The organism is Clostridia bacterium, assembly GCA_012840125.1.
Lineage (GTDB): Bacteria > Bacillota > DULZ01 > DULZ01 > DULZ01 > DULZ01.
Genome location: DULZ01000010.1, coordinates 26,289 through 44,260, shown reverse-complemented (window position 1 = coordinate 44,260; position 17,972 = coordinate 26,289). Strand labels below are relative to the sequence as shown.

The following is a 17,972-nucleotide window of genomic DNA, read 5'->3' as shown; positions in this document are numbered from 1 at the left end:
GGTCGGCGGCCACATTGACACCGACATGCTTCATAGCCACTAAGGCCCTGGCCCCGCCAATGGAAGCCCCAATTCCCACTTCCATGGCCACTTTTTCATTAGTGGACCACTGGGCCTTGATTTCCGGATAAGCAGCCATCGTTTCTATGATTTCCGTGCTCGGGGTGCCCGGATAGGCAGAGGCGACCGTCACTCCTGCTTCATAGGCTCCCCGGGCAATTGCCTGGTTTCCTGTTAACAATGCTTTCAAGGTTTTCCCTCCCCGCATCAATACTCTTCCGGCCCTTTCACCTGCGCCTTCACACTACTTCATTCATTCTAACACTAGTCTTGGCAAGGGGACAAGCCTTCGCCGGGCAAAAAAGAACACCGCCGTAGGCGGTGCTCCGTGAAAATCGCTTATTCTACCGCAGCATTCAAATCAATGACATTGCTCAGATCCGGGGTGACGAACTCTTTCCCGTAATCAAAGACCCGTATCTCGCCTTGCTGGACAGTTTCCAGTCTGAAGTTCCCTTGGATATCGGCCAGTTCTTCCGGCACGTCTTCACCGATGATATCCCCGAGGGATTGGAGCAATTCCTGTACATTCAGGTCCAGCTTCATCACCAGGTAGAGATCCATCCCGGCCGGCAGGAAGGTTTCTTTATCCACATACATGGTCAGCCGGTAATCCATGATCCCTTCGGTTAAGATCTTTTGGGTGATCGCCTCGATGGCCTGTGTTACACGTTCCGCCATCGCCGGATCCATTTCTCCGCCCAGCTCATTTACTGTCGCTTGGCCGATACTGCCGATCACTTGCCGGAGAGTTTCTTGTTGGCTTTCAAAGGCTTTGGCCATGTCAATGGTGGCGTGGACGGTATAGCACTCGCGCCCGTCCATGACTACATTTTTGCCAAAGCTAGGTGCATAGCCCATGGTCAGCATTTCTTCAGCGGCCTTGAGGGGATCGGTGGAAAGCTGCTGTTGTTCTTTCAGGAGTTCCACCGGCAGGAAGTGGGGCTGTTTCAACCAGCCTTCTTGGCCCGGCATCCTGGTATACATGAATTCTTCATCCAGGTATATTTCCATTTCCATACCGTCCAGCATGGCTGCCGCTTCCTCATCCAGATCTTCAGGGGTGACTTCCGGCAGGGCAACGATTTGCTTCATGTACATTTTCAAGGGTTCGTTCTGGAATTGGCCAACGATTTCATGGGTCATCTTGACGGCCTCTGCCTCACCGTCCATTTCCATCGCCATTTCCTGATCGACGGTGCCGGCCATGCTGTAAGTATTCACCTGTTGGGATGCTTGAGTGGATTTCACCAGCACATCCATGGCGGTCATACCGTCGATGGTTTCCGGTGCCACCCGCTCCAGGGCAATCGATTCCGGAGTCCAGTGGACGGTGAAACCGAGAGACTCCGCCACGGCACGCAGCGGTACATATTTCTTACCGTTTACGATGACGGCTTTCGCTGCTGCGTCCGGCACTTCAGCCCCGTTGATCGCTTCCAGGTTTCCTAATTCAATCAAAGTAGTACCATCTTGCAGGAGCAGATCGGCTTCAGCTGCCGCGCCGTTCACCGTCAGTTTCAATTCCCCGGCGGCTCCGGCAGCTCCAACTAAAGACATGACAAATACTACAGCCAGAATTGTACTTAGTGCGCGTTGCAGTCTCTTCCTCATGGTTCTCCTCCTTTTGTTAGTAGCATTTAAACCGTCAAAACATGCTGTTGCAAACCTGACTTATCGCTGGAATCCTCCTCCCTGCCCATGCTATTTCCAGTATACATTACCGGCAACACTAATGAAAGAGCATTTTGCCATCCCCCCGTATTAAGAGAATTCCCTTCCCCGGTAAATCCAAAGAGAAACACCCATGGAAACTGAGCCAAGCAAGAAGCTCACCCCCAGTAAAAGAACGGCCGGAATGAAGTCAGACGAAGCCGCCGAGGTGGCCAAACCTGCCCAACCGTCGCTCCAAGAATTGCTAAACCGTTCCACCAATTGGAAGGAACCGAACATGACCAGCAGGAAGAGAATAAGATTGTAGTACCGGGCCTTGATATATCCGAATTTGAAATACACGGGATAAAACACGGACCACAAGAAAACGGAAACGGCCCCCATGAGCACCAGAATATGGAGGTCGGCGGGGCTCTTGTCAAACCCTAAATAGTGGATCAGACTCCCCACCAGTGCGGAAGCGAACAAGCCCAGCAATGTAAACGCACAGGCGGCCAGATACTTGGCTTTGACCACGGTGTCCCGCCCCACCGGTAGACTGTTGATTAAAATATCCGCTTTACTGTTCTCTTCCTGAGCACACTGGCCTGTCACCAAGTTATAGGTGATGGCCACGGCCCCGGCTAAATACGCACCGTAATCGGACAGGCTGAAGAAGGCAAGATGCATCAGCACAGCATAAGCGAAGACCAGCCAAAGATTCCTTTTTTGACAGACGAGATCTTTATACACTAATGTAAGCATCTACTTGCCCCCTCACCAGGTGAACCATGATGTCCTCAAGGGAAGGTTTTTCAATAACCCCCTGTCCCCCGAGCAGCTTTGCCACCTGAACTTTATCGATAGTCAAACCTTCAAAGCCGAAACTGCTTTCCCGGAGACCCAAGAGTTTCTCTCGCAGCTCCGGCGTCAACAGGCCCCGGCCTCCTTTCACCAGGCCGAAGGTTTCCATCAGCGCATCTTTGTCGGCACTGAAGACCAGTTTCCCGTTGTTAATCATTGTGATGTAATCCGCCACCCGGTCCAAATCCGTCACGATATGGGTAGAGAACAGGACACCTTTGCGCTCATCCTGCAGCAATTCCCGCAAGACGTCCAGCAATTCGGAGCGCATCACCGGATCCAGGCCGGCGGTGGGTTCATCCATGATAATCAATTCCGCCCGGTGGGACAGGGCCAGGGCCAGCGCCAATTTCATTTTCGTGCCTTTGGACAGGTCCTTAATCTTTTTGCGGGTCGGCAGTTGAAATCTACCGGCGTAGTCTTGAAAGGCGGCTTCATCCCATTCCTGATAAAGAGGGGCGATGATCTTCTTCATCTCCACTACGGTCAATTCGCCATAAAAACAGCTCTCGTCATAGACAAAACCTATTTTTTGCTTGACGGCCAGTGCATGGCGGTCCGCGTCCCGCCCACCGATCCTGACTTCCCCGGCCTCTTTTTTCAGCAGGTTCATAATCAACTTCATGGTGGTACTTTTGCCGGACCCGTTAGGGCCGATCAGACCCATGATGAAACCCCGGGGCAGGGAAAAGCTAATGTCTTGCAAGACAAAACCCGGAAAAGTCTTCCGCAATCCCTTCACTTCCAAAATCGGCTCCACCCTCAAACCTCCTCATACAAGAGTTCCAGCATTTGCTGCAATTCCGCCAGGTTTAGACCCACCAGCCTGGCCTCCCGGACCACGGCGGCTAATTTCTCTTCAATTAGCTTCAACCGTTTTTCCCGCAGCCACTCGGCATTTTGTTCCGCCACGAAAGAGCCCTTGCCCCCAACGGAAACGATCAGCCCTTCCTTCTCCAGTTCATCATAGGCTCTTTTGGTGGTGATCACGCTGATCTGCAGTTCCTTGGCCAGACCTCTGATGGAAGGCAGGGGATCCCCCGGTTTTAGCTTGCCCTGGATGATCATGGCCTTGACCTGGCGGGCAATCTGCTCATAAATGGGTTCCGTACTGGAATTGACAATCACCAAATCCATAGAACCATCCCTTAATGTTTAGGTGTGTTCATACTGTATATATTGATTATATGCAGTATGAACACTGTTGTCAATAGGACATAAAAGAATCCCCGCCGGCGAGGAGGCCTGTTCCGGCTCATCCTCGCCTGACGGGGATCCGGTGACGCTAGGAACATCTATTGAAAGAGGGGGGTAGACAGGTACCGCTCGCCGGTATCCGGCAAGACCACCACAATGCGCTTGCCGGCGTTTTCTTCCCGTTTGGCCACTTCCAAAGCGGCCCAAGCGGCGGCCCCGGAGGAAATGCCCACCAGCAGCCCTTCTAATCGTGCCAGCTGTCTGGAGGTCTCGAAAGCATCCTGGTCGGCTACCTGAATAATCTCATCCACCACTTCCCGGTCAAAAACCTGAGGCACAAACCCGGCGCCAATACCTTGGATTTTGTGGGGCCCCGGTTCGCCGCCGGACAGCACCGGGGAAGCTTTCGGTTCCACGGCGACGATCTTGAGGTGCGGCAGCCTCGGTTTTAGCACTTGCCCCACGCCGGTAATGGTACCGCCGGTGCCCACACCGCCGACGATGATGTCCACCTGGCCGCCGGTGTCCTCCCAGATTTCCTCGGCGGTGGTCAGGCGGTGGATTTCCGGGTTGGCCGGGTTCATAAACTGCTGGGGCATGAAAGCGTTATCGTATTCTTGGAGCAGTTCCTCCGCTTTCTTGATAGCGCCCCTCATACCCTCAGAACCGGGCGTTAAGACTACTTCCGCGCCAAATGCTTTCAACAGGTTGCGGCGCTCGATGCTCATGGTTTCCGGCATGGTGATCACCAGTCTATATCCTTTCGCGGCGGCCACCAAAGCCAAACCGATGCCGGTATTGCCGCTGGTCGGCTCCACAATCACCGTATCCTTGTTAATCTTCCCTTCCCGTTCCGCCGCCTCAATCATGTTCAGGGCAATCCGGTCCTTGACGCTGCCGCCGGGGTTGAAATATTCCATCTTGGCCAGGATTTCCGCTTCGGTGGTATTGATGCGGTTCAACCGGACTAGAGGAGTTTTTCCTATCGCTTCCGCAATATGATTTAAAATCCGACCCATATAAAACCCTCCAATTCATATCAATTTACTATGTTTAGTTGCATTATAATATCTCCCGCCGGTGTTGTCAACACCAACCGGATCGTTTTTTTGTCATATTTCTATTTTTCCCTCCCGCCATCACCTCAAACGCCGCCCCTACCCTCCGGCCGCCGGCCGGCCCCGCGGCAAACCCTAACCCTGGCGGCAGGTACCGCCGGTTGGGAATATAGCGCCAGTGGCCAAAGGCGGCAACCTCATGGAAAGGAAATCTTTTCCCGGCAATCATCACCGTGTCCGCCGTGACCGGCCTTCCGGCTCTCACCCCTTCCCACAGCGTCTCCCCGGGGGAACATCCTCTGGCATGCAGGCAGAAGCTGGTCCTAGAAACGGAAAGCACCGGGAACCAGGCCTCCCGTCTCCTGTGCCCTTACCCGGAAATATCTCTCAACCTGCCCCGGGAGTGCATCATGCCGGCCCATGACGCCAGGTGGGCCTAGGGTTATGCTGTTGGTGGTCCGTATCCAGAGGAGGAATTGCCTGAAATTGTTAGAATTATTGAATGAACCAAACTGAGAGCTTCTTGGGGACAGGAGGTTGGATGGAAGGCAATGGCGGGTGATAAAAGGGTTAGCCATTACCGGAAGGCCACATTTATTTTGTCTGTATGCTGTGGGCTGCTCTTGATTGCCAATTTATACCTGCTGCTGTCCGCCGATTCTTCTCCATCCCAGATCCCTTCCGCCAAAGTAGATTATGATATTCTCAACCAGATCGCGGGAAATTTCCGCAAGGATGCCACCGAGCCGGAAGGCATAGATCCCTTGGCCCAAAACATCATGTTGCTCACCAAATTCACCATGGATATGGAACGATCGGCCGGTTATACCTCAGACGTTGAATTTATGCTGGATCATGCCTGTATTATGCTCTTAGGTGACATGCAAACTAAGGACAGGCAAGCTTTTGTGAAAGAGAACTGCGACACATTAGCCCCTTTGTACTCCAACATTTTCGATGCCGGGCGCACCAACCGGCAGGCAAAATACTCCTTGGCCGTGCAAGAACTGTACGAATTCCTGGGACAAAACATCCCTGAAGGGCGCTTTGGGCAGTTGGAGTATACACCGGAAAGACCTGTATGGCGAGAAGCTCCTATCATCAAAGTCAAGGGGAGGTAACCACCATGTGCGGGCGTTTTACCCTGACCAAAGACATGAAGTTAATCGTGGAGCATTACGGGCTGGACAAGGGATTTGACCATCAACCGCGTTACAACATCGCCCCGTCCCAGGACATCTTAGCCATCGTCAATAAACAAGGACGAAAGGAGCCGGCGATGTTGAAATGGGGTTTAATCCCATCCTGGGCCAAGGATAAGTCCATCGGCAATAAGCTGATCAATGCCCGGGCGGAAACGGTGGATGTCAAGCCGTCCTTTGCCCGCTTGCTGAGAAGAAGACGGTGCTTGATCCCCGCGGACGGCTTCTACGAATGGAAGGCCAACGGTCAAAAGGTGCCTGTGAGATTCATTAAGAAAGACCACGGCATCTTTTCCTTAGCCGGTTTATGGGATGAGTGGCTTTCTCCGGAGGGAGATGCCATTAGAAGCTGCACCATCATTACTACTACGCCCAATGAGCTGACCCGGCAAGTACACAATAGAATGCCCGTCATCCTGACCCGGGAGGCGGAACAGCTCTGGCTGGATAACAGCGTCACTGAACCCTTGGTATTGAAGTCGCTGCTTGTCCCCTACCCGGCAGGGGAAATGACCATGTACCCGGTATCAAGGCTGGTAAATAGCCCGGCGAATGATATACCGGAGTGTATTCAGGCCGTTGAGACCGGATAATTCCCACTCACCATTTCCCTGTCCATGCCAAAGTATGCACCGGGCACCCGCGGCAGGTTCAGCAAGACCGCCACAGCCCAGGTTGGCGGCCTAATTCTCGCTGCGCCTGAACACCCCCTTGTGCCCATAAATTATCGCCCCGCAAAACACAAGGGTGAATACGAGTTCAAAGGGCCCCACCGCCATGTTTTGACCTCCTCTTTGCCAAATAAGTTTTTTCTCCTTACATCCTGGGGCGCATTATTCTTTATACCCGGCTTTAAACCGGTCAATGACAAGCAGAACCCAGCCGTAGGCAAAGATTAGGCCCCCGGTGACTTTCATGTTAAATGCCCATCCTTTAGCCTCCGTAAAGAAAGGGGTAACGGCCGTCATGGCTCCTACCACCAGCAAGTCCCGGATCCGGTCGCGCCGTTCTGGCGAGGCGGTCTTCACCTGCCTGAAGTAATAGATGAATCCCAAACCCACCATAGCCCATATTACGTAAGGAAACAGATCCATTCTCCTCAATCCCCTTTTCGCCGCGCTCCACAGGGCCGGCGCCGTTGCGGCCCAAGTGGCCGCCATCATACTTTGTTCTGCTCATGGATTATTTTTCTATCCATACAGGTTATTTCCTGCTCGATTCTCGATTGCTCCCGGCGAAAACCAACAAGGCACAAAAAATCCCGCGACCACTCGCGGGACATCTGCTTTACACGTCTCCTTCTTCCGGTACAATGCAGACAAAACTCAACTCGCTGTCTTCCGCCGCTTTAAATCTATGCAGGGCGTTGCTGGGAACATAAGCATAATCCCCGGCACGGATCTCGTATTCTTTACCTTCCAGGTAAAGGGTGCCCCTGCCCCCGGCAATCCAGTTGATATGAGGCCAGGGATGGGCATGCTTGGGAGTATACCCGCCGGCGCCCAACTCAAAGAGCCGCATCACCCAGCCCTCCCAGCCTTCCTTAGGGGATACCAGCACCTTTTTCACCACTTTGTGGATGCCTTCCCCTTGCAGTGTCATCCCAGTAACATCCTTGCTGCGCCCAACAATCATCGTCCATACTCCTCCCCTATTTATTAGTGGATGAGCTTCCTCCGGCGGCCGCCACCAGGGCCCGGTATTTAGCTTCCGCCTCATCTTCATCCACAAACCACAGGTGGCCTTCTGCTTGCGTGTCCTTGTTATACGTAGGGATTAAGCCGTGGGCCAGCACCTGGCTGCCCCACGCGACAAAAAACTGGGCCGGGGAATTGACCGGGTTTACTCCGGACCCGAAGTAAACGGTAAGACCGTTGACCTCTTCTTTTTCAAAGATATTAGCCTTAGTGGTACCACACGGATTAGTCAAAACCTTCAGCCCTTTCCGTTAAGTATTACCCGTATTTATTGTACCAGTTTTGCTTGACAGAGCAAAAGCCCTCCATAAAAAAAACGGCCGGAAAGCCGTTTTCTACTGGGTATTGAGGACCCATTCCGCCTGCTGGTAAGTGACTTTCAGTTGTTCACCGGCGGAAAGATACGGCTGGTACCAGCCTTTCTTCACCGCCAAGGTGGTCATCGCCTCGTGGGCCATGATCATCTGGGTCAGGTATTCCGAGTACAACCGTCTTACTTCCGGAGTAGCCGATTCCAGAATGGCGCCTAAGTACGCCACTGCCCCTCCTTTTAATCCCATCAGGGCATCGTTGGCGATGACCTGGTCGTTCATTTTGAAACCGGCACCACCCATCATACTTTGCAGCAACGATACCATTAGTGCTGTACCTCCACTTCCACCAGTTGATGTTCCGTTAAGAATTGCTGGATGCCTTTGATCCTCGCTTCACTGGCTTGAATGCCGGAAGCAATTTGTGTTTTCAATTCTTCATCTTCCACTAGGGGATGTACGGTCTTGGCCTTCGCTAAGGCATTGATCTCCATCTGCAGGAGTTCCCGCAGCTGCAGCATTTCCGCCGGAGTGATTTTCCGCAAGCAGAATACCTCCCTTATCAAATGATGGTGTTTTTCGTTATTTTGCCCATAATCTCCGGCCCTATCCCGGCAACTCTTCCCAAGACCGCACAAGTAAAGGTACAGCCGCCCTTCTTTATTTAATTAACTTGGAAAGCTCTTTAAACTCAGGCGTGCCGGCTTTTTTCATTAGATCAAAGAATACGGTTTCCGTGTTGGTAATAACGGCACCCATGGCGGCCATTAAAGAAATGCCGCTTTTGAAGTTCATTTTCCAACGGGAACACACGGCATCTTCCACCACAAAGACCTGGTAGCCGTGCTGCAGCAGGTCCCGCACCGTCTGGAAAACGCAAACGTGGGTTTCCATGCCGGTGACGATGATCTTTTTCCGGTTGGCTTCCCGCAAAGCTTCCGCCACTTCCGGGGTGTAACCGGTAAAGGTAATCTTCTCGAAAACCTTGGCCTCCTGAATGGGCAGTTCAGCTACGGTACGGCCCAAGCCTTTGGGATATTGCTCCGTCACGATGGCCGGGATGTTCAGTTTCTTGGCCACTTGCAGCAAGATACCGGTTTTCTCAATGACCTGTGCACCGTGACTCATGGCCGCCACCAACCGATCCTGGATGTCAATTACCAGCAGCAGGGATTCCGCCGCGTTTAATGTAAACTTTTCCACCAGCTGTCCCTCCTTTAACCAGCCCATGAAGATGAGCTTGAATACTCCTAGAAATATGGTTATTTCTGTATGTTTAATTATATTTCTTGACCATTAAATGGCAAGATGCCACTTGTCCCTTTTGCGGGAAATGAAAAACCGGAGCTGGGCTCCGGTTAGCGGCTAGGCTTCTTTCCTCATCCTTTGGAAATACATGAACACAGGCAGGGGAATGACAATCCAGCCCAAGCTCTTGATGAGGCTGTTTTTTGCTTGATTGATACGGCGCTCTTTTTCAGCCTGCACCATGGCATCGTACCTGGCCCGCAGCTCTTCCTCGGAAACCTGCGTCGTTCCCTCTCCCGAGCCTTCCCTGTACTCCACATCGACGGAGTAGCGCCGGAAGTCTTCAAAAGTCTGGTAGTAAGGTGTGGGCGCCACAATATCGGCTACGGCCATAAAGGCGCTGACGCTGCCCCCGATAATCATCATCAGGGTAGCAAATAAAACCAGATAGACATACACGCTTTTTATCATGCCATCTCCTCCTTCCGCGGCGCTGGCCCGGACTGCCGCCGCAATGACCAGGACTAACGCCGTCCCGACAATGAACACTAAAACCAACACGGAAATTGAAGCAATCATAATACACCCCTTGCCCTAATATACCACATTTTTGCTGCACAGCGCAGTTTTTTAGACGCAATTAGGCATTAATTAGTTCCGGGAGATCCCGGCAAAAGCATTTCTGCCACCCTGGACTGGACAAGACCCGGCTCTCCTTCAGTTGACAAGGTCGCGGTACAGTAGTATAGTGGTCTTAGAATTTGGTAAAAGTCCATAAGATTACCTTGATGTCCACTAGGGGAGCTTCGTGCTGAGAGGGTAAGCAACGGCTTGCCGACCCTTGGAACCTGACCTAGGTAATACTAGCGAAGGGAAGTGGGTCCGCTCGCTCTGTGGCCGTCATGTACATGACGGCTTTTTGACTCCCTTGCTCTCCGGACACAGGTATGGAAAGTGCAGGAGAGGAGGTGAGTAGTTTGGAAACGGTCATCAGCATCTTTCAAGACTTGTCCGAAATCTCCGCCACCACTTGGTACCTCCTTGGTGGCCTGGTGACCTTGTCCGTCCTCGGCTTGGCCGCCAAACCCCAAGCCAAGGTCAACGTCAAAGCCCTGGTTTACGGGGGCCTTTTGATCTCCATGGCCTTTGTGCTGTCCTATATCAGGTTGTACCGGTGGCCCCAAGGGGGCTCCATCACCCCGGCCAGCATGCTGCCCATCTTTGTCTATGCTTATGTTTTCGGTCCCCGGGCCGGGATTACCGCCGGTGCCGCTTACGGCTTGCTGCAGCTCATTCAAGACCCGTACATTCTCCATCCCGTACAAGTGATGCTGGATTACATCATCGCTTTTGCCGCTTTAGGCCTGGCCGGTTTCGCGCCGCGCAACCCGAGCTGGGGCATCCTGCTGGGAGGTTTCGGCCGGTTCTTCTCCAGTTTTTTATCCGGGGTGATCTTCTTCGGGTCATACGCCCCGGAAGGGATGAGCCCGATCATTTACTCCCTGCTGGTCAACGGATTGATTATCGGCACGGAAACCCTGGTCTGTTTAGCCGTGTCTTTACTGCCCCAGATCAGGCATATGATCAGGGCCATGAAATCGGAGACCGTAGCAAAAGGATACCAGGGATGATCCCGGTATCCTTTAGACTGTTGACAAAAGGGTAATCGGTGTTAATCGCAAGGCTCCCCGGGAGAAAGAAGCAAGAGAGTAAAAGAGCCTTTAACGGTGGTCGGCCGTCAGCCTCCAGTGGCCTGGCTGTGTTTCCGTCGTCCTTCGGTTGAACCGTTAGAGCTACTAAGACCCCAAGGGATAACATGCCCACTTAACGACCGGCGACCGAAGTCCGACCACCGTTGTTGGACTCATCCCTAACCAGGGCTCCTCGCAGCCGGCGATTACAACGAACGATTAAGGAACAGTCCGTCAACAAGCGACAGAGAGCCCGGTGGATCTTGCCTTACTGACTTGTGAAATCTGGGATTGACCGGGTGCTCTTCCATGTGACCACAGTTCTCACACATATATCTTAATGTAGCTGTCCCGCCCTAGGCTCCATCGTTTCCTACACCAGAAGAACATCCTTTGTTACAGATTTCCTTCATTTCTCCCTGGCATTTTGTACATTTCTTGTCCTTAACCACAAAAACCCCCATTTCACCTTCCGCAATCCTGTAAAAGGAATAACTCCCCTGAAAAGTAAAAAGAACCGTGCACTAATAAATACTTTTTTCTCGACATGTCTTGATGTTACGTATTTTACGTATTATAATGAATTCAGCAGGTTACCCAAGATGGTGATAGATAGATGAAGAGACGGGACTTAATAAAGAAACTCAGGGCTGCCGGATGGTACCTGGTCAGACACGGGCACGATCACGATATCTACAGGCACGACAACCCACCCGGCGAAAGGATTTTGGTCCAAGTCCCAAGACACAGAGAAATAAACGAAGTCACTGCCAAGCAGATTCTAAAAGACGCGGGGCTGAAATAAGCCCCGGTCTTGGGGATACAACATAAAAGCAATATGTAAGCGAGGAGGTATCAAACCATGGTATATGTCTTTCCTGCTGTTTTTACGCCGTGTGATTACGGATATGCAATCCGTTTTCCTGATTTGCCTGGAACCAATAGCCAGGGTAGGGATATGGCCGAAGCAATCTATATGGCCCGTGATGCTTTAGCAACTTGGCTCGATTATCTTCTGGACGAAAAACAGCCTATTCCAACTCCTTCAAAACCTAATGAAATCAGTCTAAAGGATGGCGAATTCGTCACGATAATTGATGTAGATATGCAGGCTTACCGGCGTCGTAAGAACTCCAAGGCAGTCAAAAAGACTCTGTCAATTCCTGCCTGGTTAAACGAAGAAGCTGAAGCCGCCAACGTCAACTTCTCGGCCATACTGCAGGACGCTTTAAAGGCTTACTTAGGCATCCGTGAACCTAAATATTAGACTAATGCCGGCAAGGCCGTCTTTTCTGCAAAAAAAAGAGCCCTAGGGCTCTCGGACTGCAGCCGGCGCTGAAAACCAAACGCCCAACGACAGTTTGTCAGCGTTCCGGAGGATACCAGGGATAATCCCGGTATCCTTTTCTTTTAGGCCATCAACAGGGCCATGATGGCTTTCTGGGCATGGAGCCGGTTTTCCGCTTCGTCAAAGACCACGGAATGGGGCCCGTCGATGACTTCATCGGTGATCTCTTCCCCGCGGTGGGCCGGCAGGCAGTGCAGCACGATCACATCGGGTTTGGCCAGTTTCAGCAATTCGGTGTTCACCTGAAAGGAAGCAAAGGCCCTTTTTCTCTCTTCTACTTGTTTTTCATGGCCCATACTGGCCCAGACGTCGGTGTAGAACACGTCCGCATCTTGGGCCGCACCTTGGATGTCATGGGTGACGGTGATACTCCCGCCGGTGGCGGCCGCTATCTGGGTGGCTTCTTGGACTATTTCCTCCTTGGGTGTGTAACCGGCCGGGCAAGCAATCACCACATGCATGCCCATCTTGGCCCCGCCGTACATGAGGGAATGGGCCATGTTGTTACCGTCGCCGATATAGGTCATCTTCAAACCGGCCAAACGGCCCTTATGCTCCTGGATGGTCATCAAATCCGCCAGGACTTGACACGGGTGCAGCAGGTCCGTCAAACCGTTAATGACCGGGATGGTGGCATGCTGGGCCAGTTCCACCACCTCGTCATGGCTGTAAGTCCGGATCATGATGCCGTCCAGGTAGCGGGACAGAGTCAAGGCTGTATCCTTGATGGTTTCCCCCCGGCCCAGCTGCAGGTCATTGGCGGAAAGGAACAGAGCCATGCCGCCCAACTGGTACATCCCTACTTCAAAAGAAACCCTCGTCCGGGTGGAGTTTTTCTGGAAAATCATACCCAGGGTTTTTCCCGCCAGGTACCGGTGGGGAATACCGTTTTTCTGCTTGTATTTCAAGTCCCCGGCCACATCCAGGAGATAATTGATTTCCTCCGGTGTGTAATCCTTCAGCGACAGGAAATCCCGTCCCTTGAATTTCTTGTTCATTTCCACCAACATAGTCATCCCTCCTTAATCTTCTAGGCATGCCTGGCACAGGGCTTCATCCAGGATAGCGACGGCCTCATCCACATCCGCCTTGGTTATAATGAGCGGCGGCAAGAAGCGTAAGGTTTTCTCGCCTACGCCGTTGACCAGCAGCCCCTTTTCACGGCAGGCGCTGACTACACCGGCGGCGGGAATGTGCAGCTCCACCCCGATTAACAGGCCCTTACCCCGGACTTCTTTCACGACGGGATATTTGGTTTGCAGTTCGTTGAGTTTACTGAAAAAATAACTGCTCATTTCTTTAACGCCGGGCAAAAAGCCGTCCGCCAGGATTGTCTTCAAGACGGCCACGCCGGAAGCCGTCGCCAAGGGATTGCCGCCAAAGGTGGAAGCATGATCTCCCGGCTGGAAAGCCGCCGCCACTTGCTCCTTAGCCAGCAAAGCCCCGATGGGGACACCGCCGGCCAATCCCTTCGCCAGGGTCATGATGTCTGGTTCTACCCCGTAGGTCTGATAGGCAAACAGTTCACCGCTCCTGCCCACGCCGGTCTGGACTTCATCAAAAATCAGAAGCAATCCTTTCTCATCACACCACCGGCGCACGGCTTGCAAGTACTCCTGCTCCGCCGGGTAGACCCCGCCCTCCCCTTGAATGGGCTCCAGCATCACGGCACAGGTGTTGGGACTTATGGCCTCCGCCAAAGCTTGCAGGTCATTGAAGGGCACATATTTAAAACCAGGCGGCAGCGGGCTGTAGCCTTGATGGAATTTTTCCTGGCCCGTGGCCGTCAAGGTGGCCAGGGTCCGGCCGTGGAATGACTTCTTCATGGTGATGATTTCAAACTTGTCTTCGCCCAGGTGCTTTTTGGCATACTTGCGGGCCAGTTTTATGGCACCTTCGTTGGCTTCGGCCCCGCTGTTGCAGAAAAACACTTTGTCGAAGCAGGAGTTTTCCACCAGCAGTTTAGCAAGCTCTACCTGGGGTTTAATCCAGTACAAATTAGACACGTGAATAAGCTGGGCTGCCTGCTCCTGAATGGCTTGCACCAGGGCCGGGTGGCCATGTCCCAGGGAGTTGACGGCCAACCCGGAGACAAAATCCAAATATACCTTCCCGTCCGCATCCCAAACCCTGGCCCCTTCCCCCTTGACCAGGGCTAACGGCAGCCGCCCGTATGTGTTCATCACGTATTGCTTTCCGGCTGCGATAATACTCTCGTTGTTCATGATACACCTCCATTACCGGTCAACGGTCGTCCGGCGCTGGTGGCCGGGTACGGCAGTTTTCATTTCGCTTCTCCCGGCTGGCCAAGACAGCCGCCAGATAGGGGCAAACCGCTCTTCATTGAGGCTCCCGGACCTACCGCCGGCAACAACCACCTTTTATTGCACCACTTCCGTGCCAATCCCCTCATCAGTAAAGATCTCCAACAGGATGGAATGGGGCAAACGGCCGTCAATAATGTGGGTTTTCGCCACCCCCGCTTTCAGCGCTTTCACGCAGCACTCCACTTTCGGGATCATGCCCCCGGCGATGATGCCCCGGGTGATAAGTTCTTCCACTTCATCAATGTGGAGGGAGGAAATCAGGGTGGACTTATCCTCGTAATCGGCAAAGATGCCTTCCACATCGGTAAGCAGGATCAGTTTATCCGCCTTCAAAGCGGCGGCCAGTTCACCGGCCACGTAATCGGCGTTGATGTTATAGGGTTTCCCGTCCTCCCCGATACCCGTGGGGGCGATGACCGGGATGTATCCCTGGGCAATCACCGTGTGGACAACTTCCGGGTTGATGGCCTTCACATCGCCTACATAGCCCAGGTCTATTTCGCCGCTCCGCTTGACGGCTTGAATGAGGTTGCCGTCCTGCCCGCTGAAACCGACGGCCTTACCGCCCAGGTGGTTAATGAGGGCCACAATCTCCTTGTTGACCTTGCCCACGAGAACCATCTCCACAATGGCCATGGTTTCCTCATCGGTTACCCGCAGTCCCTGCACAAAGGAAGATTTTATACCCAGCCGCTTCAGCATGTCGTTGATTTCCGGGCCCCCGCCGTGCACCAGTACGGGGTGCATCCCTACCAGCTTCATCAAAATTACATCTTGTATGACCGCTTCTTTTAATTCATTGTTCAACATGGCATGGCCGCCGTATTTGATGACGATGGTCTTCCCGTGGAATTTCTTAATATAGGGCAGGGCTTCCACCAAAATGCCCGCCTTTTCCAGAGCTGTCAGTACCAGCGCCAATCCCTCCCTTAAGTCCGGTAATCCGCATTGATCCTCACGTAATCGTAGGAGAAATCACAGGTATAAGCCGTGGCTCCGGCCTCTCCCCCGTGCAGGTCCAGGATAAAGGTGATTTCCTTTTCCTTGAGAATCAGAGCCGCCTGCTCCTCATCAAAGGGAATGCCTGCTCCCTGAGCCGCTGTTTGCAGTTGTCCGGCCCGGCTCTTTAAATAGATATCCACTTTATACGGGTCAAACTGGGCCCCCGAATAGCCGGCAGCACAGAGAATCCGGCCCCAGTTGGCATCTTCCCCAAAAAGGGCGGTCTTCACTAGATTGGAAGAAGCCACTGCCTTGGCCACCAGCCGGGCGTCCCGGAGGCTGGGAGCGTTCCTGACTTCCACCTCAAGCAGCTTCGTCGCTCCCTCCCCGTCGGCGGCAATCTTCCTGGCCAAATCCCCGCAAGCATAGGTCAGGGCATCCACAAAATCAGCGTAGCCGTCACTGCCCTCCGTCAATTCCTCGTGGCCGGCCAGCCCGCTGGCCAGGATCAGCACCGTGTCGTTGGTACTGGTATCCCCGTCCACCGTCAGCATATTAAAGGTGGCATCGACCGCAGTTTGCAAGGCTTGCTTTAAAGCTGCCGGTTCAATCACCGCATCGGTGGTAATAAAGCAGAGCATGGTAGCCATATTGGGATGAATCATCCCGGCCCCTTTGGCCATCGCCCCGATGGTCACTTCCTTGCCCTGCAGGGTAAATTTGACGGCTATTTCCTTCGGCTTGGTGTCGGTGGTCATAATAGCCTCCGCCGCATCGCGGCTGCCGGCCTTGGAAAGGGAGGCCGCTGCCAGCGCAACACCCGCCTCGACCTTCTCCATGGGCAGAAGCTGTCCGATGACCCCGGTGGAGGACACCAGCACTGTCTCCGGCTCAATCCCCAACTTTGCCGCGGTCAGCTGGGCCATGGCCCGGGCATCCTGCATGCCTTGTCCCCCGGTGCAGGCATTGGCATTGCCGCTGTTGACAATGATCGCCTGGGCTATCCCCTTGGTTTTCTTCAAGTGTTCCATATCCAGCAGCACCGGCGCTGCTTTCACCAGGTTTTGGGTGAACACCCCGGCGGCGCTGCAGGGTTTTCCGGCATAGATCAAAGCCATGTCTTTCTTGCCGCTTTCCTTAATACCGGCACTGACGCCCGCAGCGGTAAAGCCTTGGGGTTCCGTCACCCCTCCTTCAATCACTTGCCAAGCGCACATTTTACCTATTCCCACCTTTACGGATATATTCCATTGAAGTCCAAGGCCATGGTTTCAGGTAAACCAAAAAGCAAGTTCATATTCTGCACCGCTTGCCCGGAGGCACCCTTGACCAGGTTATCGATCACGGCGCAGGCGATTAAACGATTAGTCCTTTTGTCTACGGTCAGGTTCACCAGGCAGCGGTTGGACCCGTATACCCATTTAGTATGAGGCCAGGCCCCCGGCGGCAGCACATGGACAAAAGCTTCCCCCTCGTAGAACTGCTCATATGCCTCCCGCACCTCTTTTTCCGTGACACCGGGTTTGACGGCGGCGTAACAAGTAGCCAGAATACCCCGCGTCATAGGCATCAAATGGGGCGTGAAGGACACCCGGACATCAACCCCGGCCAGGACCGCCAATTCCTGCTCGATTTCCGGAGTGTGACGGTGGCCGGCCACTCCATAAGGATTCACATTCTCGTTGACCTCCCCAAAATGGGTGGTCAAAGTGGCTTTCCGGCCCGCTCCGGACAGGCCCGATTTAGCGTCGATAATAATGGTTTCAGGTTCAATGAATCCCCCTGTCAGCGCCGGAGCCAGAGCTAAAATGCTGCAGGTAGGGTAACAGCCCGGATTGGCTACCAGGGCAGCTTCCTTGATGTCCCTGCGGTATAGTTCCGGCAGCCCGTAGACGGCAGCAGCCGCCAGTTCCGGTGCTTCGTGCCGGACTTGATACCACTGTTCATAGACCTCCGCCCGGCGGAAACGGAAATCCGCCCCTAAATCAATTACCTTCTTACCCTGCCGGACCGCTTCCTGCACCACCGGCACTGAATGCCCATGGGGCAAAGCCACAAAAACCACGTCGCTGGCGGAGATGACCTGCGGGATATCCTGCTCCGCGCAGGCTAAATCCACTTTACCCTTCAGGCTGGGATAGATGTCAGCCATGTTTTCCCCAACGTAGCTTTGGGAAGTCAGCACCGTAAGCTGCACTTCCGGATGGCAGGACAGGATCCTGACCAGTTCCACCCCGGTATAGCCCGTGGCGCCGATAATGCTCGCTTTAATCATAATCACATCACCACCATTAATATTGTTTATAATTATACATTCTGCTGTATATTAATGCAACAAGAACTTTTGTTTTTCCCGCCCCGGTCTAAAAAAAAT

The 17,972-nt window shown here is 53.3% G+C and carries 24 protein-coding genes and 1 riboswitch; of the genes, 6 read left to right on the top strand and 18 right to left on the bottom strand.

Annotated elements, in window-relative coordinates; all coding sequences use genetic code 11:
• The 6 genes from GXX34_01440 to cysK all read right to left on the bottom strand — a co-directional run.
• Nucleotides 1-250 (bottom strand): indolepyruvate ferredoxin oxidoreductase subunit alpha (locus tag GXX34_01440; protein ID HHW06191.1); only part of this gene is annotated, 250 nt, incomplete at its 3' end.
• 149 nt (nt 251-399) lie between these two features.
• Nucleotides 400-1,674, bottom strand: a complete 1,275-nt coding sequence (locus GXX34_01435; protein ID HHW06190.1) for a hypothetical protein — start codon at nt 1,672-1,674, stop codon at nt 400-402.
• Nucleotides 1,675-1,824: 150 nt separating this feature from the next.
• On the bottom strand, nt 1,825-2,478 hold the full coding sequence (locus GXX34_01430; GenBank protein ID HHW06189.1) for an ABC-2 transporter permease: 654 nt from the start codon (nt 2,476-2,478) through the stop codon (nt 1,825-1,827).
• The gene (locus GXX34_01425; GenBank protein ID HHW06188.1) at nt 2,459-3,337 is read right to left on the bottom strand and encodes an ABC transporter ATP-binding protein; all 879 of its coding nucleotides are present in this window, start codon (nt 3,335-3,337) and stop codon (nt 2,459-2,461) included. Before GXX34_01425 ends, GXX34_01430 begins: the two co-directional genes overlap by 20 nt.
• 2 nt (nt 3,338-3,339) lie before the next feature.
• Nucleotides 3,340-3,714: a GntR family transcriptional regulator gene (locus tag GXX34_01420; GenBank protein HHW06187.1), complete on the bottom strand. Its 375-nt coding sequence runs from the start codon at nt 3,712-3,714 to the stop codon at nt 3,340-3,342.
• Nucleotides 3,715-3,872: 158 nt separating this feature from the next.
• Nucleotides 3,873-4,793: a cysteine synthase A gene (cysK, locus tag GXX34_01415; GenBank protein HHW06186.1), complete on the bottom strand. Its 921-nt coding sequence runs from the start codon at nt 4,791-4,793 to the stop codon at nt 3,873-3,875.
• A 272-nt stretch (nt 4,794-5,065) separates the two neighbouring features.
• Here cysK and GXX34_01410 point away from each other — a divergent pair, with 272 nt between their 5' ends.
• The 3 genes from GXX34_01410 to GXX34_01400 all read left to right on the top strand — a co-directional run bounded on the left by GXX34_01410 (nt 5,066) and on the right by GXX34_01400 (nt 6,627).
• Nucleotides 5,066-5,272: a hypothetical protein gene (locus tag GXX34_01410; protein ID HHW06185.1), complete on the top strand. Its 207-nt coding sequence runs from the start codon at nt 5,066-5,068 to the stop codon at nt 5,270-5,272.
• Nucleotides 5,273-5,383: 111 nt separating this feature from the next.
• Nucleotides 5,384-5,953 carry a hypothetical protein gene (locus GXX34_01405; GenBank protein HHW06184.1) on the top strand — a complete coding sequence of 190 codons (570 nt, stop codon included), beginning with the start codon at nt 5,384-5,386 and terminating at the stop codon, nt 5,951-5,953.
• A gap of 5 nt (nt 5,954-5,958) precedes the next feature.
• Nucleotides 5,959-6,627, top strand: coding sequence for an SOS response-associated peptidase (locus GXX34_01400; protein ID HHW06183.1), 669 nt, complete (start codon nt 5,959-5,961; stop codon nt 6,625-6,627).
• A gap of 240 nt (nt 6,628-6,867) precedes the next feature.
• Here GXX34_01400 and GXX34_01395 read toward each other — a convergent pair whose 3' ends face one another.
• The 7 genes from GXX34_01395 to GXX34_01365 all read right to left on the bottom strand — a co-directional run bounded on the left by GXX34_01395 (nt 6,868) and on the right by GXX34_01365 (nt 9,869).
• On the bottom strand, nt 6,868-7,197 hold the full coding sequence (locus GXX34_01395; GenBank protein HHW06182.1) for a hypothetical protein: 330 nt from the start codon (nt 7,195-7,197) through the stop codon (nt 6,868-6,870).
• Nucleotides 7,198-7,321: 124 nt separating this feature from the next.
• Nucleotides 7,322-7,669 (bottom strand): cupin domain-containing protein, encoded by a 348-nt coding sequence (locus tag GXX34_01390; GenBank protein ID HHW06181.1) that lies wholly within the window; start codon nt 7,667-7,669, stop codon nt 7,322-7,324.
• Between the two features lie 16 nt (nt 7,670-7,685).
• Nucleotides 7,686-7,964 (bottom strand): hypothetical protein, encoded by a 279-nt coding sequence (locus tag GXX34_01385; GenBank protein HHW06180.1) that lies wholly within the window; start codon nt 7,962-7,964, stop codon nt 7,686-7,688.
• Between the two features lie 102 nt (nt 7,965-8,066).
• On the bottom strand, nt 8,067-8,369 hold the full coding sequence (locus GXX34_01380) for a spore coat protein (GenBank protein ID HHW06179.1): 303 nt from the start codon (nt 8,367-8,369) through the stop codon (nt 8,067-8,069).
• The gene (locus GXX34_01375; GenBank protein HHW06178.1) at nt 8,369-8,587 is read right to left on the bottom strand and encodes a hypothetical protein; all 219 of its coding nucleotides are present in this window, start codon (nt 8,585-8,587) and stop codon (nt 8,369-8,371) included. The genes GXX34_01380 and GXX34_01375 overlap by 1 nt, the downstream gene beginning before the upstream one ends.
• Nucleotides 8,588-8,702: 115 nt before the next feature.
• On the bottom strand, nt 8,703-9,245 hold the full coding sequence (locus GXX34_01370) for an isochorismatase family protein (GenBank protein ID HHW06177.1): 543 nt from the start codon (nt 9,243-9,245) through the stop codon (nt 8,703-8,705).
• 162 nt (nt 9,246-9,407) lie between these two features.
• The gene (locus GXX34_01365; GenBank protein HHW06176.1) at nt 9,408-9,869 is read right to left on the bottom strand and encodes a hypothetical protein; all 462 of its coding nucleotides are present in this window, start codon (nt 9,867-9,869) and stop codon (nt 9,408-9,410) included.
• Nucleotides 9,870-10,077: 208 nt separating this feature from the next.
• Nucleotides 10,078-10,182, top strand: a riboswitch (TPP riboswitch).
• 55 nt (nt 10,183-10,237) lie between these two features.
• On the opposite strand from GXX34_01365, the gene thiT reads away from it, so the two are divergent.
• The 3 genes from thiT (at nt 10,238) to GXX34_01350 (ending at nt 12,248) form a co-directional block, all read left to right on the top strand.
• Nucleotides 10,238-10,921, top strand: a complete 684-nt coding sequence (gene thiT, locus GXX34_01360; GenBank protein HHW06175.1) for an energy-coupled thiamine transporter ThiT — start codon at nt 10,238-10,240, stop codon at nt 10,919-10,921.
• Nucleotides 10,922-11,597: 676 nt separating this feature from the next.
• The gene (locus GXX34_01355; protein HHW06174.1) at nt 11,598-11,786 is read left to right on the top strand and encodes a type II toxin-antitoxin system HicA family toxin; all 189 of its coding nucleotides are present in this window, start codon (nt 11,598-11,600) and stop codon (nt 11,784-11,786) included.
• A gap of 57 nt (nt 11,787-11,843) precedes the next feature.
• Nucleotides 11,844-12,248, top strand: coding sequence for a HicB family protein (locus GXX34_01350; protein ID HHW06173.1), 405 nt, complete (start codon nt 11,844-11,846; stop codon nt 12,246-12,248).
• Between the two features lie 143 nt (nt 12,249-12,391).
• On the opposite strand, the gene argF is transcribed toward GXX34_01350, so the two are convergent.
• The 5 genes from argF to GXX34_01325 form a co-directional block, all read right to left on the bottom strand.
• Nucleotides 12,392-13,345, bottom strand: coding sequence for an ornithine carbamoyltransferase (gene argF, locus GXX34_01345; protein HHW06172.1), 954 nt, complete (start codon nt 13,343-13,345; stop codon nt 12,392-12,394).
• Nucleotides 13,346-13,351: 6 nt separating this feature from the next.
• The gene (locus GXX34_01340) at nt 13,352-14,554 is read right to left on the bottom strand and encodes an acetylornithine transaminase (protein ID HHW06171.1); all 1,203 of its coding nucleotides are present in this window, start codon (nt 14,552-14,554) and stop codon (nt 13,352-13,354) included.
• 156 nt (nt 14,555-14,710) lie between these two features.
• Nucleotides 14,711-15,571: an acetylglutamate kinase gene (gene argB / locus GXX34_01335; GenBank protein HHW06170.1), complete on the bottom strand. Its 861-nt coding sequence runs from the start codon at nt 15,569-15,571 to the stop codon at nt 14,711-14,713.
• A gap of 14 nt (nt 15,572-15,585) precedes the next feature.
• Nucleotides 15,586-16,815, bottom strand: a complete 1,230-nt coding sequence (gene argJ / locus GXX34_01330) for a bifunctional glutamate N-acetyltransferase/amino-acid acetyltransferase ArgJ (protein ID HHW06169.1) — start codon at nt 16,813-16,815, stop codon at nt 15,586-15,588.
• Nucleotides 16,816-16,832: 17 nt separating this feature from the next.
• Nucleotides 16,833-17,873 (bottom strand): N-acetyl-gamma-glutamyl-phosphate reductase, encoded by a 1,041-nt coding sequence (locus GXX34_01325; GenBank protein ID HHW06168.1) that lies wholly within the window; start codon nt 17,871-17,873, stop codon nt 16,833-16,835.
• Between the last annotated feature and the right edge of the window lie 99 nt (nt 17,874-17,972).